This is a genomic window from Lacrimispora algidixylanolytica (genome assembly GCF_003609635.1).
Lineage (GTDB): Bacteria > Bacillota > Clostridia > Lachnospirales > Lachnospiraceae > Lacrimispora > Lacrimispora algidixylanolytica.
The window spans coordinates 106,073-132,925 of the sequence record NZ_MCIA01000014.1 but is presented as its reverse complement, the minus strand read 5'-3'; the positions used below and the strand labels follow the sequence as shown (position 1 = coordinate 132,925).

General features: G+C 39.6%; 14 protein-coding genes and 1 pseudogene. 14 read left to right on the top strand and 1 reads right to left on the bottom strand.

Translation table 11 applies throughout. The features are described from left to right. Positions 1–481 (bottom strand): collagen-like triple helix repeat-containing protein (locus tag BET01_RS21575; protein ID WP_166428725.1); only part of this gene is annotated, 481 nt, incomplete at its 3' end. A gap of 929 nt (positions 482–1,410) precedes the next feature. Here BET01_RS21575 and BET01_RS10305 point away from each other — a divergent pair. From BET01_RS10305 to BET01_RS10230, 14 genes and pseudogenes are all read left to right on the top strand, one after another. Further along, positions 1,411–2,730: a replication-associated recombination protein A gene (locus BET01_RS10305; RefSeq protein ID WP_120196715.1), complete on the top strand. Its 1,320-nt coding sequence runs from the start codon at positions 1,411–1,413 to the stop codon at positions 2,728–2,730. A 165-nt stretch (positions 2,731–2,895) separates the two neighbouring features. Next, a complete protein-coding gene (rho, locus tag BET01_RS10300; protein ID WP_120196714.1) occupies positions 2,896–4,497 on the top strand; it encodes a transcription termination factor Rho in 1,602 nt (533 codons plus the stop codon). Between the two features lie 134 nt (positions 4,498–4,631). Next, on the top strand, positions 4,632–4,838 hold the full coding sequence (gene rpmE / locus BET01_RS10295) for a 50S ribosomal protein L31 (RefSeq protein WP_120196713.1): 207 nt from the start codon (positions 4,632–4,634) through the stop codon (positions 4,836–4,838). A gap of 108 nt (positions 4,839–4,946) precedes the next feature. Next, positions 4,947–5,891, top strand: a complete 945-nt coding sequence (locus BET01_RS10290) for a DUF1385 domain-containing protein (RefSeq protein WP_120196712.1) — start codon at positions 4,947–4,949, stop codon at positions 5,889–5,891. After that, positions 5,888–6,754 (top strand): peptide chain release factor N(5)-glutamine methyltransferase, encoded by an 867-nt coding sequence (prmC, locus tag BET01_RS10285; protein WP_120196711.1) that lies wholly within the window; start codon positions 5,888–5,890, stop codon positions 6,752–6,754. Before BET01_RS10290 ends, prmC begins: the two co-directional genes overlap by 4 nt. Positions 6,755–6,795: 41 nt before the next feature. Beyond that, positions 6,796–7,869: a peptide chain release factor 1 gene (gene prfA / locus BET01_RS10280; protein WP_120196710.1), complete on the top strand. Its 1,074-nt coding sequence runs from the start codon at positions 6,796–6,798 to the stop codon at positions 7,867–7,869. Positions 7,870–9,735: 1,866 nt separating this feature from the next. Next, on the top strand, positions 9,736–10,710 hold the full coding sequence (locus BET01_RS10275) for a hypothetical protein (RefSeq protein WP_120196709.1): 975 nt from the start codon (positions 9,736–9,738) through the stop codon (positions 10,708–10,710). Then, positions 10,694–12,985, top strand: coding sequence for a MucBP domain-containing protein (locus tag BET01_RS10270; RefSeq protein ID WP_120196708.1), 2,292 nt, complete (start codon positions 10,694–10,696; stop codon positions 12,983–12,985). Before BET01_RS10275 ends, BET01_RS10270 begins: the two co-directional genes overlap by 17 nt. 316 nt (positions 12,986–13,301) lie before the next feature. Beyond that, positions 13,302–13,562: a hypothetical protein gene (locus tag BET01_RS10260; RefSeq protein ID WP_120196706.1), complete on the top strand. Its 261-nt coding sequence runs from the start codon at positions 13,302–13,304 to the stop codon at positions 13,560–13,562. A 271-nt stretch (positions 13,563–13,833) separates the two neighbouring features. Beyond that, a complete protein-coding gene (locus BET01_RS10255) occupies positions 13,834–20,085 on the top strand; it encodes an InlB B-repeat-containing protein (RefSeq protein ID WP_158585026.1) in 6,252 nt (2,083 codons plus the stop codon). A gap of 8 nt (positions 20,086–20,093) precedes the next feature. Continuing rightward, positions 20,094–20,573 (top strand): hypothetical protein, encoded by a 480-nt coding sequence (locus tag BET01_RS10250; RefSeq protein ID WP_120196704.1) that lies wholly within the window; start codon positions 20,094–20,096, stop codon positions 20,571–20,573. 18 nt (positions 20,574–20,591) lie between these two features. Continuing rightward, positions 20,592–24,779, top strand: a complete 4,188-nt coding sequence (locus tag BET01_RS10245) for an N-acetylmuramoyl-L-alanine amidase family protein (RefSeq protein ID WP_120196703.1) — start codon at positions 20,592–20,594, stop codon at positions 24,777–24,779. A 252-nt stretch (positions 24,780–25,031) separates the two neighbouring features. Next, positions 25,032–25,459, top strand: a pseudogene (locus BET01_RS22405) (single-stranded DNA-binding protein). 661 nt (positions 25,460–26,120) lie between these two features. Then, positions 26,121–26,834, top strand: coding sequence for a hypothetical protein (locus BET01_RS10230; RefSeq protein WP_120196701.1), 714 nt, complete (start codon positions 26,121–26,123; stop codon positions 26,832–26,834). Positions 26,835–26,853: the final 19 nt, after the last annotated feature.

Genomic DNA, 26,853 nt, shown 5'->3' with positions numbered 1-26,853 from the left:
CAGTAGGTCCAGTAGCACCAGTAGGTCCAGTGTTACCAGTAGGCCCAGTATCTCCAGTAGGCCCAGAGGATCCCTGCACATCATCCTCTACAATAGTCAGGCTTCCTTTCAGTGGAACCAGCATAGAGAAAAATACGGTATTAGTACTAACATTTATAAGAGATAAAGTAACGGGTGTAGATAAAACTTCTATAATACCTATCCCGTACACTTCACTTGTTTTGATGGGTGAATTTCCCACCAAGAGATCTCCCTGTGATGAAGACAAGGCAAAGGCTATACCGTTAGTGGATTGTGAAGACTGTGTTGCTAACCACCAATTTATAATATAACGTCCAGTTTCCTGGAAAGTCACCGTGCCTGTCGATGGATTGTAATTGATATTTCCAGAAGAATAGGAAATTGTATCAAATAAGACATTGGATCCCACCTCCACTTCATTGGATAATATTAAATCAAGTTGCATTGCAATATCGCTCATTGTAGCTCTCCCTTCGTTTGAAAAATTGGTACCGTGAAAAAGCTTTATACTGACTGCTTCGTAAGAGGAGTAATCAACCATAAAAATTAAAAGCTGCTATAATCCATTTTATAGTTTAAAGTTGCTTCTGTTATTTCATTTCAGGTATATCATTGGGTTTTCACTATGGATTTCAAAAATTAAAAAGGTATTATAAGATGGCCATGCTTCTATTGAGATGGGGAAAGTGAAAAGCAATTTATTAAAATGATTACAAAATGGATTATGTAAATCTAAAAGAAAAGCCTTATTTTGAATTGAACCGAAAATCAAGAGATTTAGGTTTATCTTCTCTATTAAGATATGAAACAAGGAAGCAACGATTGCAAAGGCACATTTATTTGATGTGTACAATCATAAACAATATGAATAAAATAAAAGATATACAGAATGAAGATTAGGCTATCCATACTGTATATCTATGTACGATTAAGAAGACAGAAGAGAAATCGAAAATAAAGGTAATTAACAAAATACTACATGGGAATAACAGTTGTAAGTTGCCCGCGATTTTAGAGTATTACAGCAATCCAGGAGTGGTATTTACATTAGATCTCTTATTAAGTCATATATAATTACCAATAGAATCTTATAGTAATTAAATCTATTGTAAAATGAGATTTGATTACTATATAACCAATTGACAGCATCTATTCTTGACAAAAAAATGGATTCTGCCCATAATGGATATATATTGCGATACGTGAGAGAAGTTTAGTGTGAAATCAGGTCATAGATTGATTTTGCCATATTTTCACATCACGAGTGAACCAGAGAAAGCAGGAAAGTCTACTCAAAATGCATCTTCAAAGGCATAAGTACTCATGTTAGACCGCAGATGAATTTAGCTGGTATATCCCCAAGAAAGACTGAAATATAGGAGAGTGAAAATGGACTTATTTGATTATATGAGAGCGAATACTATGGAAAAGGAGTCTCCTCTTGCGTCCCGGCTTCGCCCTACAACGCTTGAAGAGGTAGTTGGACAGCAGCATATTATTGGTAAGGACAAGCTGCTTTACCGGGCGATTAAAGCTGATAAGCTTGGATCTGTTATCTTCTACGGACCTCCAGGAACCGGAAAGACGACGCTTGCAAGGGTGATTGCCAATACCACCAGCGCGAATTTTAGGCAGATCAATGCAACGGCCGCTGGTAAAAAAGACATGGAGGAGATCGTTAAAGAAGCAAAGGATGCCCTTGGAATGTATGGGAAAAAGACGATTTTGTTTGTGGACGAGATTCATCGCTTTAACAAAGGGCAACAGGATTATCTTCTTCCTTTTGTAGAGGATGGCACGCTGATTCTTATCGGTGCTACCACTGAAAATCCGTATTTTGAAGTAAATGGGGCTTTAATTTCCAGGTCAAGAGTATTTGAATTGAAATCGCTGGAAAATGATGATATAAAAGAACTAATCCGTCGTGCCGTATATGACAGGGAAAAAGGAATGGGTTCTTATGATGCAGTGATAGAAGAAGATGCATTGGAATTCCTAGCAGATGTATCAAACGGTGATGCCAGAGCGGCCCTAAATGCAATCGAGTTAGGTGTTATGACAACGGAAAGAAATGCGGAAGATGGGAAAATTCATATTGATATGGAAGTGGCCCAGGAGTGTATTCAAAAACGGGCGGTCCGATATGATAAAAATGGAGATAACCATTATGACACCATTTCAGCATTTATTAAAAGTATGAGAGGCTCTGACCCAGATGCGGCAGTTTATTATCTGGCCAGAATGCTTTATGCAGGAGAGGATCTTACATTTATTGCCAGAAGAATTATGATTTGTGCTTCCGAGGATGTGGGAAATGCGGACCCCCAGGCCCTGGTTGTAGCAGTATCAGCCGCCCAGGCTGCCGAGAGGATTGGACTTCCAGAGGCTCAGATTATACTGTCGCAAGCGGTTACTTACGTTGCATCGGCTCCGAAAAGCAATGCAGCCTGTGTGGCGATATTTGAGGCACTTCAAGCGGTTAAAGATCATAAAACAATGCCGGTTCCAGTGCATTTGCAGGATTCTCATTATAAGGGAGCTGCAAAACTGGGTCATGGGCAAGGATATCTTTATGCGCATGATTACCCTAATAATTATGTAAAACAACAGTATCTGCCTGATGGGATGGCTGAAACTGAATTCTATCGACCTACGGAAAATGGCTATGAAAAGAAAATCAAGGATCACTTAAGCTTTCTGAAAAAATGACTTTTCTTTTTTTCTGTTAAGGTATATAATAGGCGTATCGTACGACCTGATCCAGCTTGATTTGGGCCGGAAATACACTTTCGGCCATCTGTTTGCGATATTCTATCGTGAATCATTCCCAAGATTACGAAATAAGTGTTATATGGAATCATGAAGGAGAATAATATGCGTGAAAAATTACAGACACTCCCCCTAGCGGAATTGAAGGAGCTTGCCAAAGCCAAAGGGATTAAAGGCTGCAGTTCCATGCGAAAAGCTGAAATTATAGATTTACTTTGTCAAAAAGAAGAGGAAACTTCTCCGGTTCGTGTTTCAGACGGGAATGTTTCACAAGATAATAAAGAAGATAGCAAAGAAAATATAAAGACTCCTGATACGGTACCCTCACCAGAGGCCACACCTTCTAGTCAGAGTCAGGTAACTGTGGATCAGCAGGGGATTTCTTCCGGGAATAATCAGAGAAAGACAACCGTTGTTCGTTCTTATCGCCCTGATGCACAACAGAGACCAGCAGCATACCGTCCAGCTCCTGCTAATACAACGGAAGCTCCAGTGCGAAATGAAGCACGTCCGAGCTCTGTTTTAGAAGAGCCAAAACCGGATTTTCAGCCAAGTCCTGAGTTACAGGAATTGGATAGCGGAATCGATGCACATGGCATTTTAGAAGTTATGCCGGATGGCTTTGGATTTATCCGCTGTGAGAATTATCTGCCTGGCGAAAATGACGTTTACGTTGCGCCCTCCCAGATCCGTCGTTTTAATATGAAAACGGGAGATATTATTGATGGAAGCAGAAGAGTGAAGACCGCGACTGAAAAGTTTGCAGCCCTTCTGTTTGTGAAGAAAATCAACAACTACCCAGCCAATATGGCAGAGCGCCGTCCTAATTTTGAAAATATGACTCCCATATTTCCACATACAAGGCTTCATATGGAGACAACTGGTGATAAGAATACCACAGCCATGCGGGTGTTAGATCTTCTTTCCCCTATTGGAAAGGGACAAAGAGGAATGATTGTGTCCCCTCCAAAAGCCGGCAAAACCACTCTGCTTAAACAGGTTGCAAAGGCGATAACTGTTAATCACCCAGATATTCATCTGATGATTCTTCTCATTGATGAGCGTCCGGAGGAGGTAACAGATATCAAAGAATCTATCGTTGGAGAAAATGTTGAAGTTCTTTATTCTACGTTTGACGAGCTTCCAGATAGACATAAAAGAGTATCTGAGATGGTAGTAGAGCGTGCCAAACGTCTGGTGGAGCATGGACGTGACGTAGTCATTTTATTAGACAGCATCACTCGTCTTGCAAGGGCTTATAACCTTACCGTTGCCCCTAGCGGACGTACCTTATCCGGTGGTTTGGATCCTGCAGCTCTTCATATGCCAAAACGTTTCTTTGGTGCAGCCAGGAATATGAGAGAGGGCGGAAGTTTAACCGTTCTTGCTACCGCACTGGTAGAGACTGGAAGCCGTATGGATGATGTTATCTATGAGGAATTTAAAGGTACCGGAAACATGGAACTGGTTCTTGACCGGAAGTTGTCAGAAAAGAGAATTTTCCCTGCCATTGATATCTTAAAGTCAGGTACTAGAAGAGACGATCTACTGCTTACGAAAGACGAGGCGGAAGCTGTGGACAATATCCGTAAGGCAACCAACACTCTTAAGCCGGAAGATGCAGTGGAAAAAATTCTTGATTTATTTTCAAAGACAAAATCCAACTGGGAATTTGTCGAAGCTTCAAAAAAAATGCGGTTTTTCTAGGAATTACAGGTTTTTATACAAATAAATGCTTGCATTAAGAATTTTTCCATGTTATACTATACAAGCTGTTTATTAGACAAAGTCGGTTTAAGTACCGCGAAATAATAGAAATCAGAGTATGCGAGGTGAAAATCATGAAAGAGGGAATCCATCCAAATTACTATCAGGCAAAAGTTAATTGTAACTGCGGTAATGAATTCGTAACTGGTTCTACAAAGGAAGATATCCACGTAGAAGTTTGTTCTAATTGCCATTCATTCTACACCGGTCAGCAGAAAGCTGCTTCCGCTCGTGGACGTATTGATAAATTCAATCGTAAGTATGGCGTTAACGCTGAATAAGTTTAGAGCAAAGAAAAGGTTGAGTTTAGTGGAAACACTTTAGCTCAACCTTTTTTGAAATTTTGAAAAAAGTAAAAGCTTCGGTTTAAATAGAGAGGTGGTTGGCGTATGAAGTATTCAGGAATCGGCGGTCAAGCCGTAATTGAAGGCGTTATGATGAAAAACGGGGATGAGTATGCCACAGCAGTCCGAAAGCCGGACGGAACCATTGAAGTAAAGAAAGAATCTTATGTCAGTATGGGAGAAAAAGTTAAGTTTTTCTCACTTCCATTGGTTCGGGGAGTATTCAGCTTTGCGGACTCTATGATTTTAGGTATGAGAGCTTTGACATTTTCCGCCAGCTTTTTTGAAGATGATGAAGAGGATATGGAACCATCCAAGTTTGAAAAGTTTCTTGAGAAGATTTTTGGAGAAAAGATGGAGAAAGCTCTTATGAGTATGGTGATGGTCTTTTCAGTCGTAATGGCTATCTGCATATTTATGGTGCTCCCCATGTTTCTTGCCAGTATTTTTCAGCGTTTTATAAATTCTCATACAGTTATGGCTATATTAGAGGGCGTTATACGAATTGGGATTTTTGTAGCTTATATTAAGCTGGTTTCCCGTATGGACGACATTAAGAGAACCTTTATGTACCATGGTGCAGAACATAAGTGTATTAACTGTCTGGAAAATGGCAAAGAGCTTACGGTAGAGAATGTTAGAAACAGTTCCAAGGAACATAAGCGGTGCGGAACTAGTTTTCTACTGATTGTTATGATCATCAGTATCTTGTTTTTCATGGTAATTCAGGTAGATACCATTCCTCTTCGAGTTCTTAGCAGAGTGGTTTTGATTCCTGTTATTGCAGGTGTTTCTTATGAATTTTTACGCCTTGCAGGACGCAGTGATTCTAAATTGGTTAATTTGCTAAGTCGTCCAGGTATGTGGATGCAGGAACTTACCACGAAAGAGCCAGATGATTCTATGATTGAAGTTGGAATCGCTTCTGTGGAAGCTGTATTTGACTGGAGAGCATTTTTAGATAAGAATTTTCCGGAGAAACGCTCATGAGTTTTACCTTAGATTCATTGCTTATAGAGGGTACAAAGGTACTGTCGGAGGCGGGAGTCGAGGAAGCGTCTCTAGATGCTAGATACTTGCTGTTTGAAGCATTTCACACGGATTTGACTCATTTTATTCTGGATAGGTTCAACGCGATTTCTGAGGATGAATTGATTCTAAATCGAATCGATCAGTACCGATCTATGATAGAAAAAAGGTCTCAAAGAATTCCATTGCAGCAGATTACAGGAAGCAGGGAATTTATGGGCTTGGAGTTTTATGTAAATGAACACGTGCTTATTCCAAGGCAGGATACTGAGACGTTAGTTGAGTTGATTTTAAAGGACTTTAAGGGTAGTAAGCCAGTGGTCCTTGATATGTGTACAGGAAGCGGCTGCATTGCCATAAGTCTTACGAAACTTGGCTTGTTTGAATGTGTTACCGGAGTTGATATTTCCAAGGAGGCTCTAAGCGTTGCAAGAAGGAACGTGGAAGCCCTTTTGGGAACGGGTGGTATTACCCTGATAGAAAGTGATCTTTTTGAGGCAATTGGACCTGGACAAAAGTTTGATGTGATTGTTTCAAATCCTCCTTATATCCCTACAGAAATCATTAAGGGGTTACAGCCGGAGGTAAGGGATTTTGAACCCATGCTTGCCCTTGATGGCAGGGAAGACGGACTGTTTTTTTACAGACAGCTTGTTTTAGATGGACGCAGATTCTTAAATCCTGGGGGATCGGTATATTTTGAAATTGGATATGATCAGGCAGAAGCTGTTAGCGGATTATTTATAGATGCAGGTTTTGCTGAAATAAGAGTAGTGAAAGATGCGGCAGGATTAGATCGTGTGGTGTGTGCCGTTTTGAAATAAGTTAGGGCGAAGCCCGCTTTGTAAGATTTTGGAGGTTACCTATGTTTGACAGGTTAGATGATATTTTAGTTCACTATGAGGAACTGATGCAGGAACTTAATAATCCTTCCGTTGCGGAAGACCAGAACCGTTTTCGTAAGCTGATGAAGGAGCAATCAGATCTATCAGCTCTTGTTGAAACCTACACTCAGTATAAGAAGGCGAAGCAGACAGTTGAAGACAGCTTACTGATTCTTAATGAAGAAAATGACGAGGATATGCGGGAAATGGCAAAGGAAGAGTTATCCGATGCTAAGAAGCGTATTGAGGAGTTAGAGCAGGAGCTTAAGATTTTACTTTTACCAAAGGATCCTAACGATGATAAGAACATTATGTTGGAAATCCGTGCGGGAGCTGGTGGTGATGAGGCTGCTTTATTTGCTTCTCAGTTATACCGTATGTATATTAATTATGCGGAGAGCCAGCGGTGGAAAGTAGAAATAATTAGCTTGAATGAAAGTGGGATCGGCGGCTTTAAGGAAGTAGTTGCAATGATCACAGGAAAAGGCGCATTTTCAAAGATGAAATATGAAAGTGGTGTACACCGCGTTCAGAGAGTTCCAGAGACTGAGAGCGGTGGAAGAATTCATACTTCTACAGCTACGGTAGTAGTTATGCCTGAGGCTGAGGAAGTTGATGTAGTGATTGATGATAAGGATATTAGAATCGATGTAATGCGTGCTTCTGGAAATGGAGGCCAGTGTGTTAATACCACTGACTCTGCGGTTCGACTGACTCATAATCCTACAGGAATTGTTATTTACAGTCAGACAGAAAAATCACAGCTTCAAAATAAAGAAAAAGCATTCCGCCTATTGCGTTCAAAGCTTTACGATCTGGAGTTAGAGAAACGCCAGAATTCTGAGTCAGAGCAAAGAAAGGGCCAAATCGGAACCGGAGATCGTTCCGAAAAGATCCGTACCTATAACTTCCCTCAGGGTCGTGTGACAGATCATAGAATCAAGCTGACTCTATATAAAATTGATGCCATTATGAATGGGGATATTTACGAATTACTGGATTCCATGATTGCAGCAGACCAGGCAGAAAAGCTTACAAAGCTTAATGAGATTTGATCAAACAAACAGGAATAACTTGTAATTTTCGAAATATGTAACATTGGTGAAAATGGCAGTAACATGCTTAATAACTCCATTGTTTTGAGAGCGATTCAATCAATTATGGAGTGACCGCAAAACAATTTCATTTACTTGTAATAATTCGATTATTTGTTATAATATACTTAACATAGGCAATCGCCACAGGGTGGTTGACCGATTGAAATTTAGAAAACCTTCCCTACCGGCCAAAGTACAGGGGAGGTTTTTTGCTTATTGACATTTCATAAAAATGAATGTCAGTAGTGCTAAGATGAACATGCCAAAAGACATCATGTCTTTAAAGTCAAAATTCTTCATAAGCGACCCCTCCATTCTATGTAGAATAGAGGTCAACCAACCTATACACGATTGCCAGCAGATATTATCTGCTGATATAATTATATGCAGACAAAGTACAGAATACAATTAAATTTAAAATCGTAACAAAATAATAAGAATTTCATGTAGTCTTTTAGGGATTGTTATGGGGATGTACGGGAAGCATGGGTGATTGTGTTGGTCGTGATTTGTGTAGAGAGGGTGGCTTGTACTGGGGGGAGTGGTGAGGGGAAGTTATTGTTTGGTTTTTAGTGGTATAGTATTTGGGCTCTTGGTTTTTATGGTTTGGGAGAAGCGGTTGTTTGCGGGGGGTATTTTGTTGTTATTAATAGTAAAGTGTTTTGTTTGTTAAGGTAAGGAGATTGTTGCTGGAGGTTTAGATATGATAGGTGCAAATGATCTTATTAGCAATAATTTAAAAAGGCAATTGATTATTTTGGGAAAATCGTTTATACTTGGGGTGAGTTTAAAATTCTATTATCATATTTTTTATCTTTGAATCTGTTTTATTAATCTTTTATTCGGAATGAATCCATATTTTTTTAATTAGTATTTTAGGAAATGAAAATTCTTAATTGAATTATGTTATCTTGATTTGCATAATTGAGGTTGGTATCGATCTATATTATTTTATCTTGAATAATTGAGGTTGGTATTGATCTATATTATTTTAACTTGAATAAATGAGGTTGGTATTGATCTATGCTATTTTAACTTGAATAATTGAGGTTGATATTGATCTATGTTATTTTAACTTGAATAATTGAGGTTGGCATTGATCTATGTTATTTTAACTTGAATAAATGAGGTTGGCATTGATCTATGTTATTTTAACTTGAATAAATGAGGTTGGTATTAATCTATGTTATCATGACTTGCATAATTGAGATTGGTATTGATCTATGTTATTTTAACTTGAATAAATGAGGTTGGTATTAATCTATGTTATCATGACTTGCATAATTGAGATTGGTATTGATCTATGTTAACTTAACTTGCATAATTGAGGTTGATATTAATCTAAGTTATCTTAATTTGGATAAATGAGGCTGATATAAATTTTGTTATTAGTTTATGTAGGGATAGGTTTCTTTTTTGGTTTTGCGATTGTATATGTAATAATCTGAGAATTAATTTAGTTTTTGTTTTAGACGTTATTATAGATTGAAAATTTATTACGATAAATAATTTTGTCTTGGACTTTTATTTATATGCTTTTTCTTTTGCATTTTTTAATATATCTCATTATATTTTTATCTCTTTTCTTGAGTGAGTAAGCAACTGCTTAATTCGAAATCTTGTTATTTTCTATGTTATTATCATCTGTTTTTTAGTCTGAATATTAATCCATAATAATTGTGACTTTTTAAGTAATTGATTCATAACTCTATTCAAATCCATCTTTAGTTCTATTCATGTTTTATTTTCTTACCTCTAATTTATTATTCTTGTTTCATTCTAAAAAAATTCAAAGTGTTTCATATTATGTAGGGAGGGGGTTATTTGTTTGTGGTAAAAAAGACATTTTTTCTGTTCTCAATTATTTTATTCATTTCCCTGGGGGAGACGAATGTTGGATCTACTTGGGCTGCGGAGAGTTCTCAGATAAAAAGAGAACCTCAAAATCGTGAGGTAATTATCACATCAGGAGTCTTAGCTGAAGAAAAAGAAGACTACAGACCAGATGAAAAATATACGGATCAAGACGGTAAAGAATTTTGGTTGAAAAAATGGCAGATTGAACCGATTCAGATGCCGGAGCGGAGGGAATGGACGGAACAGGAAATAGTTTATGAAGAGGTGGAGTGGGAGGGACAGATTCCGAAGCAGGCTCCATTAATTATAAAAGATAAAGTTACCGGACAAACCTTGAAACAAAACTTTTCAATAATACATATGGAACAGGATAAGCAACAGTGGGTTCCTGGGTTTTCATTTACGGCAGTGTTTCATTCGTTTGATGCAGATTATTATCAATTAGGTAGTAAGAAGATTCCTTTTGATAATAAAAAGCCCCAAATAAAGGATTGTTATCAAGAACTTCTAAATGAAATACAGGTAGATCCGGAAGATTATAGGATTAATGATGCTACATGGGAGGGAGAAGCTTATGTGGATGATTCAGGCACTGTTTGTAGAAATGCTTTGGTAACAGGTGAAAAAAGAGTGTCCGATTACCGTGTTATTTATGGAGGTGAGGCAGTAATTCCGTCCTTTCAGGGATTTCAATGTGTGTCCGTTTATCAGGGATTTGACTCGGTGACAGATGGTTGGGACCAAGCAGGTGAACACCTTGTTGAATCAGAAAAGAATACTGGAAGTGATAATAAAGGGAGCTGGGTAATTTTTCGTAGAAGCGTTGTTGTAACATTCTCTATTTTATTAGTGATAGGAGCAATTGTATTTTCAACATCCGTAATGCAAAGAAATAAACGTAAAAAAAGAAGCAAGGAGATAGAAGATGAGGAAATCTTTTGATAAGAGAGAAAGGGGTAACCTAGTAATATTGGCTGTGTGTCTGTTATGTATTTTATTCCCATTTGATGCAAAGGCTAGTGATATTTCACAAAAGGGGGAGTGGAGAAGTGCGGAGGACAATTGGTTCTTTTATGATGGAGACAGTATAAAACTCACCGGTTGGCAGCAAAGTGAGGGGAAATGGTATTTCCTCAGTAATGGATTGAATGACCTAAAGGGGAAAATGTTAACTGGTTGGCAGTGGATTGACGGACGGTGTTATTATCTGGCAGAGAATACAGGTGAAAAGTATTTAAAAGGAGCCATGTACTTGGGTGATGCGACACCAGATGGGTACAGAGTGGGTGACACGGGGGCCTGGGTAGAAGAACATCAAATTATTGAGGTCCCAGGGAAAGGAATACAGACGGCAATTAAGAAAAACACTTCTATGAATACAACCACATTAGTAAGTGGATCACGAGGAGGTGGAGGGGGTGGTGGAGGCAAAAAACATGGAAGCACAAATGTAGCTCCAAATAAAAATGTAGATATAAATCCAGTAGTTAAGCCAGATCCAGGAAAACCAATAAACCAAGAGCCGGAACATGATAAAGATGAGAATGAGTCATCTGTGATTTCAGATAACCAATATGTTTATACCATTAAATATTTGGATATTGCGGATAAAGCAACGCTCTATGTGGTGACTGGAAAAGGAAAGGGGGGCGATACCATACAGCTAAAACCAGTGGATATTGATGGCTATAATATTTGTAAAGGTCAAAAAGACAGTATTACGTTAACTAGCAATAATATTACCGTATCCATCTACTATCAAAAGGAATTTACCGCTTCCCCATCAGAGGCCAAAGAAGTTGAGTGGAATTTGAAATTTATTGAAGAAGGAAATCCTGAAAAAGAAGTTCTAAAAGGACAAAAGGGGCAGTCGGAGGAAGGGAAGGAACTTGTTGTTGATTTTCCTGAGACAATTATAGGTACTGATAAGTTTTATTATCATTCTGTTGTTTCAAGTCCCTGGAACGTGGTGATAAATGGCAATGGTATTCAAAAGTATTATATTGAGTATCGAAAAGGAGAACGGATTCCGGAGGATTCTGACCCAGACGCAGATTCAAAAGATCGATTAAACAAGTGGCTTGAAATTGCAAAAGAAGCTGATTATTCCATAACTGGTGAGTACCCAACGGATATGCAGATCATTACAGGGAGTCAGTCTGAAGGTAATGAGCGGCTCCTTAACCTGGTATCAATGATAGATGGGACGGACCGGAAAGAGATATACCTAATTGCAAGGGGGTATTACCCTAACGCAGGTATTATCAGTCAGAAATTTCAGTCAGTGAAAAATATTTCTGAACTGCAAATGGAAGAAGTGAAAATTGCTGGTAACACTTACATTATATTACGAGTGGGGGTTGAGAAAATATATGTGGAAGGTTTATGTGGTCATGATTATAAAGTAATAGATGAAGTATTAGCCACTTGTATGGAAAATGGGCGTCTGACTACGCGGTGTAATAAATGTGGAAAAGAACAATCAGTTGTAACTTCGGCTGTTGGTCATGTGGACCTAGATCATGATGGGATTTGCGATGTGTGCCAGGAACCGTCAGATGAAGTACCAGAAGGGGTTCATTATAGTATTGGAGATGTACAGGTCAGAACTATTGGAAATAGAACTTATTTGTTTCGTTGCATTGATGATGATTATGAGGATGCTATGGGAAACAGCCAGAGGTTGGCATTATTTTTATGTGATAGCGTAATTAGGTCTGATATTGGGGGAGTATCTAAAAAATTGAACTTTGGAGATAACAATAATTATAAATATTCCAAGGTCAGGGAATGGCTCCTTGATAATGCTAAGGCTGATTTTGTACATGAAACCTACATAGGAATTACAAATTCATATATGGGGGCGACTAGTGCCGGAGCATATGAGCAGTTTTCAGAGAGCAGTTTACTGGGTCAGTCAAGATTATTTCAGCAGTTAGAGGACGGGGTGTTTATTCTATCCGTGGATGAAGCAATTAAGTATAAGGATTATCTATGGAAGTTTAACGGAAGTGAGGAAAACAATCCGGAGTCTCAGATATCCGCTTATTCAAAGGGATTTTATCTTCGGACACCGCAAGATAGTGGAATTACGGATTTTCGGTATGGTACTGGGGTTTATACGGTGAGTCTGATAGATGGAAATATCCGGCCTGTGGAGGTCTCAGAAACAAGTATCGGATTTCGGCCAGTGATGGCAATTCCTCAAGGAGATTAAAAAATGAAAATTATTAAAAACTAAAATTAACATTTCATAAACTAGACTTTGCTGAAGGCATTGATTATTTTTATGAGCTTATGCGAATGTGGCTGAACTATTATAGAATTTTTGTGATGGTTGTTGGCTTATTTTACCTGTTAGAGTTTATACCGGGCAATATTTTGAAAAAATTATGGGGTGAGATTCCTCTCGAATTAATTGGTACTCAATTTCAAAATGGAACATTTTCTCAAGTAGTAATGAGCATTTTATTTTTATATGTAATTTTTAAATAGCAGACAAAATGCTGGCGAATTATCCCAGAAGAGCAAAGATGTTATCAATATTAGAAATTTGGATTAGCTATATTTTGGTCAAAATTGGTGTTAGTCGACAACCTATTGTTACCCCTGTCATAATATTGACGTACGTTTGTTGGTGTTTTGTGATTAAACTGGCATTAAAGGCCATTACAATGATATTTAAAATATCGACAAGGTATTTTGGCTATTTTATGGAAATAGAATGTCCCACACTTGAAGTAGCAGTAAAAAAAATAAATAGTGATGAAGATACAGGAACAAAAGAGGAATAAAAAATGATAGTTTTTTTTGGTTTTTTATTATTCAGTTTAATTCTCTTCATTCTTAGCTGCATTATAGTGCTAAGTTCGAACGAAAAAAACATGAGGATAAGGAACAAATTCAGTGGATAAGAGAATTTAAACAACAAAGGGTACAGGAGAAAAAAACATGAAAGGGAATGGAAAAAGAATTTTAAGTATTTTTCTTGCGGGTGTGATTGCAGTAACCACAGTATGGTATGCACCTCCACAATTCACGTCCTCGGCATCGTGGAGGACAAATATGGAGAAGGCATTGGAATTGCTTGCTTCTCCTTCTGAAGCATCTAAGCAAGAATCAACGGCTACACCTTCAGAAGCAGAAAGCCCAGGGAGAGAAGCCACACCTTCGGAAGCAGAGATACCAGACGGAAAAGCAACCCCATCTCAGGCAGTTAAAAAGTTTGTGAGAGTGGAGCCGGAAGAGATACCGGAATATTACTTCCAGGTATCAGCTTTAGGAAAGAAATTCTGGAAATTTGAGGACCGCAATGGAATGGTGCAATACCGGGATTATGGTTATGTGCAAGGGGATGCAGAATTTCCCTTATGGTATGTGACGGATCTGACCGGGACGGTAGATAATACATCGGATTCAATTAATCTGGATGAGGAATATTATAGCATGGCTCCGTATATTTACAGGAGCGTAGCACCAGATCAAATGGCATGGACTAATCTTTCCTGGAAGCTATTTTCTAACGGAGAAGATATTGATGGCTATACCAAAAATAAGATAAGTGGTTTTGAAAATTGGGACTTATCCAGATATTATATCTGGCATTTATTAAGTAAAGGTGAGGAAGAGGGTGTAGAAGACCAGGGATATCACTTTTACGGAACCATAGTCAATGAGGAAGAGGGAGAAGGTCAGCCTGGCTGGTTTTATTCCGATGAAGATGGAGTAATAAATGTAAATAATATGTTAAGAGCCAGTTTGATGGCCACTACTTATTATGATTATGAGTGGTATTCTGACGCTCCTGGAAATCTTAGGTTAAGTATTCCGTCTAATCAATACCTCATAAAAGACCATCCATCTATGGGAGGTAGCACAATATATCCTCAAAGGACGAATCAAGCGGCTATAGATAGAGGTATGGACTTTTATTCAACATTTGTAGCGTGGGCAAGTGGTAGAAGTAATGACAATAGTTTTTCAGTACCACAATATAATACATCTGGAGGCATAGTAGGGTACACCTTACTAAACGGAGACCCTGCAAATATAGATAGTTATTACAGTGGTGTCACTTTACTATCTCAAGGATTTATATTTAAGTCTAATGAGTGGTATCCTAGGTCAATATACGGTGTGTGGTGTCCATATAATGCAGACATGTATATTTTTGCTAGGGAGGGGGAGGATCGTGAAAATAAAAGGATAGAGTATTTCAGTGTAGGTAACTATACTTATGCGATTCAAGATATTAAAGTAAGGAGAAATAGTTCATTCAATGTAGACTCAATAAGTACACCGACAAAATCTGGATACACTTTTGAAGGTTGGAGACTAGGTAGTGGATCTGGTGATTATATAGCTAGTGGTACAGAGATTAATTGTGGTAGTAGTGGTAAGGTTACTTGGGTATTTCCATCATTTAAGCCTCTTGAAAATACAGTAACTTTTTTAGATATAGATGGTAATAAACTAAGTGAGCAAATAGTATTAACAGGTAATTCAGCCACAGCACCGGAAGCTCCAAAAGTAGCAGGTAAGCTGTTTAAAGGGTGGGATAAAAATTTCACAAATGTGAGTAGTACCTTAGTAGTTAGGCCCATATATGTAGACTCGGTTACAGTGACTATACTAGGTAATGGTGGAACTATATATGGGGGGAGTGAATACACAGTAGAATTACCTAAAGGATCGGACTGTAGAAGGTACTTTGATAGTATTATAGATAATGTTAAAAGAATTGGGTACACAACAGAAACATATAAATGGGAATCTGTAGGTTTAGACGGTAGTAAAGATAAAGCACCTTATTATTTTAACGATGATACTACTATATCGGTAGAGTGGACTGTTAGTGAATATACTATAGTCTTATATTCCAACTACCCTAAAGGAAATAAGAGTGACTGGAGTAGAAAATATATTAAACATGGAGAAGAGTTAGGGGCTGTTACTGGAAATGCAGTTTCAGTTGGAAAAGGTATGAGACTCAAGGGGTGGTATCTAAATGAGTATGGCACAGGCGAAAAGATAGATAGTAGTTCTATAATAACAAGTCAAGTTGCGTTATATGCTCAATGGGAAAGTTTTAATGTCACTTATAGATTGCACTATGGGTTAGATAGTGATGAAGTATCTGAAAGTAGAGTTATAAGCTCTACTGTATCTGAAGAAGATTTAGTTAAGAAATTGCCCACATCTAGTTATAAGCCGTTAAATTTTCCAGGGTACTTAAATAATTATTGGACAAATAGTAAGGGTAGTATATTATACTCGCCTTTAAATTATCCAACAGAAGATGTAGTAGATTTATACTTTAAAAGGACTGTTAAAGACTTAGACAGTAGATTATTTTATCCTAGCACATATTCTAGTAGTTGGAACGCTTCTTGGGATCCTTTTAGGGGATACGGGAATATAAAGTATGGGGCTGTAATAAAGGAAGAGACATTGGATAAAGTAAAAAGTTTTGTAAATAGCTTAAGTTATCCAAATAAAGTGTTTAAAGGGTTCTATACTGATTCAAGTGGAACAACTCTTATTGACTTTTCAAAGCCATTGACACCAACAGATAATAGTAGTAATTCAACTATAGATTTCAGCGTGTATGCTTTATTTACAAATGAGAGTAGTGAATTAACATTCAAAGACTATGATGGAAGTGTGATAAGCAAAGAAACCGTTAATTATAACAGTGAGATAGTTTATCCGGAAAATCCTAAGAGAGCAGGATATGTATTTACAGGCTGGGACAAGAACTTAGGTAATATAAGTAAACTTGAGAAAGACACAACCGTAACAGCGCAGTATGTCAAAGGAGTTGGAACATTAACTTTAGACGCTAATGGAGGAACTCTAGATGGTACGAATACTTCATTAGTTTCTGACATACTATATGGTGAATTATTTGATAACTTGTTATACACCTATAAATATAAAGTGAGCAGACCTGGATATAAATTTTCAGGTTGGTATACAGCTCCAACCGAAGGCAGCAAATATCCAGAAAGTGGAAATACTATGCCAGATACGGATCTAACTGTATATGCACAGTGGGAACGAAGCTCCAGCGAGGTTACTTTTAAAGATTGGAATGGAGCTGTTATAGACAGGCAAGAGGTTTTACTTGGAGCTAATGCAACGCCCCCAGAAGCGACTGAGAGGGCTGGATATACCTTTACTGGCTGGGACAAGCCAACGACTAATATTCAGGACCATACGGAAATCACCGCCCAGTATTCCATCAACGGATATTTACTAACACTAGATGGAAACGGTGGAACTCTGGAGGGAAGCCCTAAAAAAGAAGTGGTCATTTCTTTTGATCAATCCTTTGATCAGATACTAAAAGACGGAAAAAATCTTGTTGAAAGACCAGGATATCAATTTGATGGCTGGTACAACAGTGCTTCAGGAGGGACCAGTTATCTTTACAGCGGAAACAAGATGCCGTCCATAAATGTGACTGTGTATGCTCATTGGACTCCCAATACCTACAAAATAACATTTGATCCAAATCATAAGAAATGGGTGGGGGGAGAGTTTAAGGAAGATCATACCTTTGATACAAAGCTTGGAACCCTTCCAGCTCCTGAAATTTACGGTTGGAAATTTAATGGCTGGTGGACCGGAAAGAATGGGACAGGAACAAAATTGACGAGTCAGTCCATGGTGGAACCCAAAGATGTGATTTATTACGGAAATTGGTCTACAGTATCTTATGAGATCCCCTTCATTTCAAAAGTGGAACAACCAGAAGGAGAGTCAGTACAGACCTTTACGGTTAACCAGACCTATGACCAGGCATTTGGAACTCTTCCGGAGCCGGAGGAGAAAGGGTATACCTTTACAGGATGGTATGATGAGGAAAACAATAAAATTAATCCTCAGACCATCTTTCAGCCACAGTCTGGAGCAGAGAGATATACCTATCATGCAGGCTGGAAAGAAAATTCTTATAAGATTCAGTTTGTTTACTATGATGCAAATGGTAAGCAAGTTGTAATAGAAACAAATCAGGATTATCCTTCCCGACTTGGTACACTGCCCGTACCGGAGAAGCCAGGCTATACCTTTGTTGGCTGGTTTAAAGACAACGGGGAGCAAGTGACAGCCGGGAGTTGGGTAGAAGCTGGTGATACGCAGTATAAAGCCAGATGGAAGGCAAACCAGTATACGATTCATTTTGAGCGAAATCTACCAGATTTTGAAGCAGCAGAAGATCCGGAAGATAAGACTGTGACCTATGCTCTCCCTATTGGTACACTGCCATATCTAAACGAGACAGGTTATGTGTTCCTTGGTTGGTTTACTGATCCAGAAGGAGGAAACCGGATCAAGGAGACCACACTGGCAGCACTGGGAGATCAGACCTATTATGGACACTGGAGCATCGGAATTATTGACAATGGAAACGGGACTTACAGAAGACCCGGAGCTGATGGAACATGGAATACAGCCGATGATGAACTCTGGTGGAAGGGACTGGATGGAATTTCTCAGACTTCCGATGACAAACAAATCTTCACCTTCGCAAATGGTACAGGGGCCTATGAAGATAATGGGAACGGAACCCATTACCGTCCATGTGCGGGAGGAAGCTGGACCAGTGGAATTGAACTATGGTGGAATGGTCCGGATGGAATCCCAGGAACCGATGATGATGTTCGGATTTATACCGGGGGGAGTGGAAGCAGCGGAACACCGATTTATTACATTGACAGTGGAAATGGAATCTATATCAGACCGGGAGTCGGAGGAAACTGGGGAAGCGGAACACAGTACTGGTGGTATGGGCCAGATGGAAATTCAGGAACCGATGATGATAGGCAGATTCATTTACTGCCCGGAGGCGGTTACTACATCGACAATGGAGATGGGGCCTATATAAGACCAGGGACCGGAGGAAGCTGGACAAGTGGAACGGAACACTGGTGGTATGGGCCAGATGGAAATCAGGGAACCGATGATGATAGGCAAATTCATTTACTGCCTGGAGGCGGTTATTACATCGACAATGGAGATGGGACCTATATAAGACCAGGGACCGGAGGAAGCTGGGCAAGTGGAACGGAACACTGGTGGTATGGGCCAGATGGAAATCAGGGAACCGATGATGATAGACAGATTCATGTACTGCCCGGAGGCGGTTACTACATCGACAATGGAGATGGTACCTATATCAAGCCAGGGACCGGAGGGAGCTGGACAAGCGGAACCGAACACTGGTGGTATGGGCCAGATGGAAATCCGGGAACCGATGATGATAGGCAAATTCATGTACTGCCCGGAGGCGGTTATTACATCGACAATGGAGATGGAACTTACATCAAACCAGGGACCGGAGGAAGCTGGACAAATGGAACAGAACATTGGTGGTACGGCCCGGATGGAAAGCCGGGAGCCGATGATCGCCAAATTCATACAATGCCGGGAGGAAACGGTTATTACTTAGACAATGGGGACGGAACGCATATCAGACCAGGGACTGGAGGAAGTTGGGATCACGGTACTGAAATCTGGCAGGATGGACCAGATGGAAAGCCAGGTACTCCTGATGATTATAAAAAAGTTGATAATGGGAATACCGATCCGGAACCGACAAAGCCAGATCCAACCGATCCAGGCCCTATAAAACCAGAGCCAACTGATCCAGAGCCGACAAAGCCGGAGCCGTCAAAACCAGAGCCAACCAATCCATCAAAGCCCGAACCATCAAATGAGACAAAAGCTGGCAAAGAGGATAGTGTGGCCGTAACAGTACCAGAGACTCCTTCTATCGACAGTACTTCAAAGCCAAGTGTGCGGGATGATGGTGGTACCTTTAAGGTAGATCCAGAGAACCCAAAGGATGTTACCTATATTAAGCCTGACGGAACTCCTGCAAGTAATGAGTGGGTCGGAGATGGAACCAATTTATATCATGTAAATGAAGAAAGTAAGTTAAATTACAGCTGGTTCTTAGAAAAAGATAAAATGTGGTTCATGCTGAACCAAGATTCTGGAGAGCAGTTTGGAGCAGCACTTAGGGGCTGGTATAGCGAATCAATGGATAAAAAGAAATATTTCTTTGATCCAAGCACAACGGTAATGCTCACTGGATGGCAGCGTATTGATAATAAAGAATATTACTTTACGGAAAAAAATGAACGTAAGACTTATACGGGGGACAACAGGATAGGGTGGTTATTTGATTTTGAGATACTTAACACACCTTTGAGTCGGCTAGATCGGCCGTATGGCTCCATGTATCGAAATGAATATACCCCTGACGGATATTGGGTAGATGAAAATGGTGTTTGCGCATACAAACAATAGGAGGAAGAATGTTAGAAATTAGTATAGGAAAACAGAAATTAGAAGCAAATAATATTGTTGGGATTCATGGGGATACAGGGACGGGTAAATCTTGTCTCATGGCGCAGATCTCATATTGTTTAACAATGGATTTTTTAGGAATGAGACCATTGCTACTGGATGGTGTGATGATGAATTCCTTAACAGATGATACAAAGAATAGTTATATCCAGGCAATAACGGCTCTGGCCAATGAACATCCGGTGATCCTTTTAGTTGATAGCCTTGAGCTGTTAAAAGAAAGTGATATGAGTTTTTATGAAACTTTGGTAGACAAGTCCAATAAAGGTGAATGGAACCTTATTTATACGTCTCAAGAACCAGCAGAAGACTTTAATTGGGATAATAGTATATTACTCCATACGACTAAAAATGCTGGTAGGTATCAAGATGAAATTGTCCTTCCCACAGGATATGGAGCGGAAGATGTAACAGTTCCTTCTTTCTAAACTAATAGGAGAAAAAGAATGAGAAAAAGAGTAACAAAATGGACGGCATACACATTGTGTGCCGCCCTGACAATGACATCACTGCCAAGCCTGGCAGTTTATGCCAATACAGATCTACTAGCCGGAGAACCGGTGTATGCCCGGATGGGGACTCCATCCCAGGCTGAGAAGATCCAGGATGAAGAAGAAAAAACAGTTGATACAACCAAAGAAACAGAACCGGAAATTGATCTTCCTGAAGGTGAAGTAGAAACCGAGCCAGTGCAGGAGCCAGACATTGACTGGACCGAACCGGCCACACCGTCTCAGGCGATTCCGATATCCATAGATCCATTGCTGCCTTCCTCCCTGGTTGCTGTGAAAAAATTAGCTTTAGAGACTTCCAACTCCCTTGGTGATATATGGGATTCTTGGTCTGGAAAGACTAGCTTTGAATTTCTTAGTGGAAGCCAAGGCGAGGGAACAGAAGAGAAGCCTTATCTCATTAAGAACCGGGAACAGCTCATGGGATTATCCGAACTTACGGCCATGGGCATGATGGTTCCAGAGGCAGAGGGAGCAAAATATGCCGGAGATTATTCCGGATGCTACTTTGCCCTGGGAGCAAACATTGACCTTCAGGGAGTAAACTGGATTCCCATTGGATTTTACCAAGATTCCTCTGAAATTGCTGGAGAGGTATCCCATCCATTTAATGGTTTCTTTGATGGAAGTGGAAAGACCATTAAGAACTTAAAGCTGACTTCCTTTGCCGTTTATAATAACGTGGGCCTGTTTGGTGCCGTAACGGATGCCAATATCCATGACCTGACCATAATCCCAGATAGCAGTTCCATCAAAGGAAATGACCGCACTGGTGTGGTGGTAGGATATGCACAAGACAGCCAGATCCGAAACGTAACGATAAAAAATGCAGACATTAGTTCTACTGGAATTTCAGGAGGAATTGCAGGAGAGATCAGTAGCACTGTCATTGAGAATGCTATCTGTGAAAAAGTCATGATTGATGCCAAAGGAGGAAATGAGGTCATTTATGCCGGTGGAATCGCCGGAGTTGCTTCTAATTCCTCCATCGTAGACTGTGAAGTATCTACCGGCACAAGTAACACGGCAAGAATCCAGGGAACTGGATTTATCGGTGGAATTGTGGGATATCAGAATGCTTCCAATGTATTTAATACCTATGTAAGTGGAATCATCGGAGGCTATCATTCCACCGCCATTGGTGGTGTTACTGGAAAATATGCTTCTGGAAAGTTAAAAGTAGCCCGATTTGTTGGGACCATTGGAAACTCTCAACTTGGTTCTAACGCAAGGGAAGGAACCTTTATCGGAACCAGACAGGGCGCTGTCACTAACTTTAACTATATCGAAGATGTGGCGTACCTTTTTGCTGATTCAGAAAGCAAGATAAATTCCAATGTGTGCGGATCAGAGATTGAGGATGACAATGATTATACATACGATGCCCATATTGGCTTCTGGAACACCGGAGATCTCTATTACACTCTGGTGCAAGGAGGGGCAAAAAAGGCCATATCAAACCAGTACTTTTACGAGGAGCTGGAACAAGGTATTTTAACTGTCCTTGATGAAGAATCAGGAGACTATACCCTAGATCATTTTGCACCAGATTCTTTAGGGAGGCCCTTAAGAGGATATCTATTAAATGTCAATCAGATTGATACCATAGCAAACGGCCAGAACTTTTATGACATTGCTACCTTAGAAGTCCGTGGAAGTTCCCAGTATTTCAAGTCTCTTGATAAGGAAAACCGGGGAGCCATTGCAGCCGGTAGCGCAGTTACCGTCACGACAGCGCCAAAGAATACAGATACAGAAAAGTTTCAGATCGAAGGCTCTCCTTTCTATGTAAATAGCAAGGGAATCAAAAAGAGCAGTACTTATTCCGATAGCAGCCATGCGTATGCGTTTACCATGCCAGAGGATAATGTTACCCTTTCAGCACTTTATAAAAAGGTGGCCGTATCCGTAAAGGTAGATCCTGAAAGTTATACCTTTAAAGTCACTCAGACAAGGACTGGAAACCGAAAGAATCCGGTAAAAACAACAGAGATTAAAAACGGGGAAGGAAAGCTGGTTGCCAGATATATCAATGGTGTTCTAGAGCAGGGAACCCAGGTGCAGCCAGTAAATATCAAGGCTGTGATCGATGCCAACAATGACGTGGAAGATAACAAGGTGAAATGGAGCATTGATGATCCTCAGCTTATCACCCTGGAAAAGAATAATGACGAAGGAACAGATGGATATACCGCAAAGTCTGCCAGCCTTTCCCTAAATCTTTCTTCCTCCTTCTTTCAAACCATTATAGAGGAAGCAGAAAAGAAACAGGCAGATGAAAATTATCAGTATAAGATCCCTGGTACCATCTATGGGGCAGGACACCAAAACGGAGGCGTTGCAGTTTTAACCGCACAGACCAGACCTTCCACTTCCTTTGAAGGAAAGCCCTGTAGTGCCAATAGTCGAATCAACGTTACCTTTCAGGTCATTGATAATACCTTAGTTGCAACGGAAGGCGCTGCCCTGGACAAACAGGCGTTGACCTTTACGGTGACGAGAACATTGACCGGAGACCGGAAAGCTCCAAGCGAGAGCATAACGGTAACAGCTCCTCAGTCCTTAACGGCAACGTTCACTCCTGACTTTTTTTCTAAGGATGAAGTGGTATGGGCCAGTTCTGATCCGGCAGTGGTACAAGTGGCTCAGGATAATGAAGCATACCGGGAAGCATCAATTTCCGCTTTAAAGGATGCTGCCTGGATTCGTAACATCATGGCAACCGACAATGGAGTAAAAAGCAACGATCCCTATGCCAAAGTATCCGGAAGCGGAAACCGAGATGTGGTTATCACAGTGGATGGAAAAGATAAGTTAGGAAATAAAGCTTCCGCTACATGTCAGGTGAATGTGAGCTTTGTAACAGATGATCAGACCAGAGTGATCCCAGAAGGAATCACCCTAGATCAGAAAGAAGTATCCTATACACTGGGCTATCACATGGTAGGGGATATTCATTCTCAGATTGTAGTAAAAAAAGGATTTGACGCAAAGAAGCTGACTGCAACGGTTCTTCCAGATTTAAACGAATCAGCAGAACACAAACCATATGATCGCACGGTAATCTGGACTTCTTCAGAACCGGATTCCGTATCCGTAGATGATCAGGGAAGAATATCCCCAGTAGAAGGGGCTGCCTGGATCAAGGAAGCACTGAAAAAGGCTCCATACCAAGCTGAAAAAGATGTGGAGATTACAGCCACCACAAAGGACGGGAAGAAAGCAACTACTTGTCTGGTGAGGCTTACATTCCAAGCAGAATGCCTGGAAGCAGACCGAGACAGTGAAACGTTTGATCTGATTCTCACCAAAACAGGAAGAAGAAACAGTCCTTCTTATACCTGGAGCGGATTGGAGGGAAAGAAAATTTCCGCTTCTGTTTATCCAGAATATAGAGAGAAAAAGAAAATCCAGTGGCGTTCCTCTGATTCAGGAATCCTTTCCGTAGATTCAGATGGAAATGTAAAGGCTATGGTAATCAATGAAAAGCAGGAAGTTATTTCTGGCTGGATTAACCAGGTCATTGGAAAATCACAGTATTCCGGAAGTACAAACGCTGTTATCTACGCAGAAAGCAGCGATGGAAAGCTATCTGATTCAGTAAATGTAACATTGAACTTAAAAGTCATTGACAATACCACTTCTGGAGGCAGCTCCGGTGGAGGAGGCGGTGGAGGCGGTGGCGGTGGCCGATCCGTAGGAGTCACAGCTACAGGAAATATAAAAGGGCCGGAAGCTCCTTCTGGATCAGTAACTGGAACATGGACCCAGGCAGGAAATGGAAAGTGGATCTTTGCTTCTGATCGAACCTATACCAATGAATGGGCTTATATCAGTAACCCATTTGCACTAGGAGAGCAGGAAAAGGCTTCTTGGTTCCGGTTTGATAAAGATGGATTCATGGTGACGGGCTGGCAGACAGATATAGATGGAAATACCTTTTACCTAAAGACAGCTACTGATGGAACTCAAGGACAGATGTTTACTGGTTGGCAGGCAATAGAAGGAACTTGGTACTATTTTAATCCAGTGTCTGATGGAGTAAGAGGAAAGCTATTAACAAACACGACCACACCAGATGGTTATAAGGTAAATGAAAAAGGCCAGTGGATTCAATCATGATGAAAAAATGTGTCATAGCAATAACAATAATTCAAATCACTATAATTACCTGTCTGATATTGTTACTTCTTATTTTTCTTTTTTGTAATGAGGAAATAAGATGGCTGTACATGACGTTAAGTGAAGGCATTGCTCTACTCATTGTAGCCTTAGATATTATATGGCTAATGAGAGTAATGGAAAAGATGAAGTTTCTAGTGGAATAAAAGACACATCCTCTGCCCTGGTGGGCAGAGGAGAAACGGAGGGAAAATGAACAAGGTAATTTTAATGGGTAGGCTGACTCGTGATCCTGAAGTTCGATATTCTCAGGGAGAAAGGTCCATGGCGATTGCAAGATATATTCTAGCTATTGATCGAAGGTGGCGTAAAAACCAGGATAGTAATGAACAGATGGCTGATTTTATTAACTGCGTTGCATTTGACAAAGCAGGGAGTTTGCGGATAAGTATTTCCGTCAGGGAATGAGAGTATTGATTTCAGGACGTATCCAGACTGGAAGTTATACGAATAAAGATGGCATAAAAGTTTATACAACAGATATTGTTATAGAAGATCAAGAATTTGCTGACAATAAACATTCAACTACTGATAATTCCAGACCAGAACCATTAAGTGTGGGAGGTGGGTTTATGAATATTCCTGAAGGCGTAGACGATCCAGGACTTCCATTCAATTAAGAGGAAAAAAAAATGAAGATTTCTATTAAACAAAAAAGTAAGAAGATACCTGTGGAAGTTACTTTAAATGGTAAAAAGATATACGGAATCGTGATATGAAGAGACAATAATCTTATATGTGTTTTACTAAGTACTGGAGAGTATGTAGACGTACAAGAAAGTAATGTGAAAAGATATAAAAAGGAAATTAAACATTAGTACAGAGACAGTTATAGCGTGAAATTGAAATACTAATGTTTTCATAGATAACTACGAACTTTGATAATCGAATATGTTTAACCGATAAAAGTATCAAAACCCTCTTTGAATTAGTAATATAGTTTGAAAAACTTCCAAAATATGGTATAATATTAAATAGGTAGTCAATCTGCCGGGTGGTTTCCATCTCCGAGAGGAGGTGGTTGTTATTAGCACATATGAAGAATTTATGATTATTATAAATGTTACGGCATTGGTCATTACGATCCTTACATACGTGAATAACAAAAATAAAGATACAAAAAAATAACCACCCCGCCAACCAAGCTTTGGGTGATTATTTTTAAATCAAACAAATAAATTGGAAGCCACTCTGTGGAGATGGCTACCCTTTTGTATCTTTAGAATAACACGAATATAAAAAAATGTCAAATATCATATAGAATTAAGGGAGGACTTGAATATGAAAAAGAGACTATTAGGGGCAATATTATCAACGTTACTTACCGTGACCATGGCAACACCGGCTTTTGCGGAAATTATATGGACAGCAGATAAGCTTCCAGCAGGATATACGACAAATGAGTTGGAAAATAAGGACTTTAGCTTTTATTCAGGAAATGCTATAAAGAAAGATACTTATACTTATTATGTAAAAGATTTACAAGGAAACTTTATGAAGAATGCCACATTCGCAGGTGGTTCAAGGACAGATGGTAATGGTGCTTTCATTTATGCAGATGGTTTTGTTCCTTCATTTGGGACAAAAGATGTAGAAACTAACTATATCCTTTCTCAACCATATGAAAAGGATACTTGGCGTCAAGATTCATCAAAGTCAACGAATACAAATGGAATAAGCAATAATTGGTATGGGGATAGCAAAACGTCAAGATATAAATGTAATTGGGCTTGGTTAATGGTGGCTCCAGACGGAAAGAAAGACGGTTTAAAGTATGCTTACTGTTTTAATGAATATGGTTATCTTTACACCAATACTATTACACCAGATGGCTACATGGTCAATGAGTTTGGACAATTAATGATAGATGGAAAGGTAAAGACAATTAATCCAAGGGAAATTATAGCGAATTACAATAATTACCCTATAGGACATTTGATTTACGATCCAGTAACAAGAGCGCAAAGGGAGCAAACTCCAAATCCATTTTTTTAAATTGAATAAAAGATTTTGT

Bases quoted from the DNA above. Each gene is read 5' to 3' on its own strand.
- rpmE (WP_120196713.1), top strand. From the start codon at position 4,632: ATGAAAGAGGGAATCCATCCAAATTACTATCAGGCAAAAGTTAATTGT.
- BET01_RS10250 (WP_120196704.1), top strand. From the start codon at position 20,094: ATGTTAGAAATTAGTATAGGAAAACAGAAATTAGAAGCAAATAATATT.
- BET01_RS10230 (WP_120196701.1), top strand. From the start codon at position 26,121: ATGAAAAAGAGACTATTAGGGGCAATATTATCAACGTTACTTACCGTG.
- BET01_RS10245 (WP_120196703.1), top strand. From the start codon at position 20,592: ATGAGAAAAAGAGTAACAAAATGGACGGCATACACATTGTGTGCCGCC.
- BET01_RS10305 (WP_120196715.1), top strand. From the start codon at position 1,411: ATGGACTTATTTGATTATATGAGAGCGAATACTATGGAAAAGGAGTCT.
- BET01_RS10260 (WP_120196706.1), top strand. From the start codon at position 13,302: ATGTTATCAATATTAGAAATTTGGATTAGCTATATTTTGGTCAAAATT.
- prmC (WP_120196711.1), top strand. From the start codon at position 5,888: ATGAGTTTTACCTTAGATTCATTGCTTATAGAGGGTACAAAGGTACTG.
- BET01_RS10255 (WP_158585026.1), top strand. From the start codon at position 13,834: ATGGAGAAGGCATTGGAATTGCTTGCTTCTCCTTCTGAAGCATCTAAG.
- BET01_RS10290 (WP_120196712.1), top strand. From the start codon at position 4,947: ATGAAGTATTCAGGAATCGGCGGTCAAGCCGTAATTGAAGGCGTTATG.
- rho (WP_120196714.1), top strand. From the start codon at position 2,896: ATGCGTGAAAAATTACAGACACTCCCCCTAGCGGAATTGAAGGAGCTT.
- BET01_RS10270 (WP_120196708.1), top strand. From the start codon at position 10,694: ATGAGGAAATCTTTTGATAAGAGAGAAAGGGGTAACCTAGTAATATTG.
- prfA (WP_120196710.1), top strand. From the start codon at position 6,796: ATGTTTGACAGGTTAGATGATATTTTAGTTCACTATGAGGAACTGATG.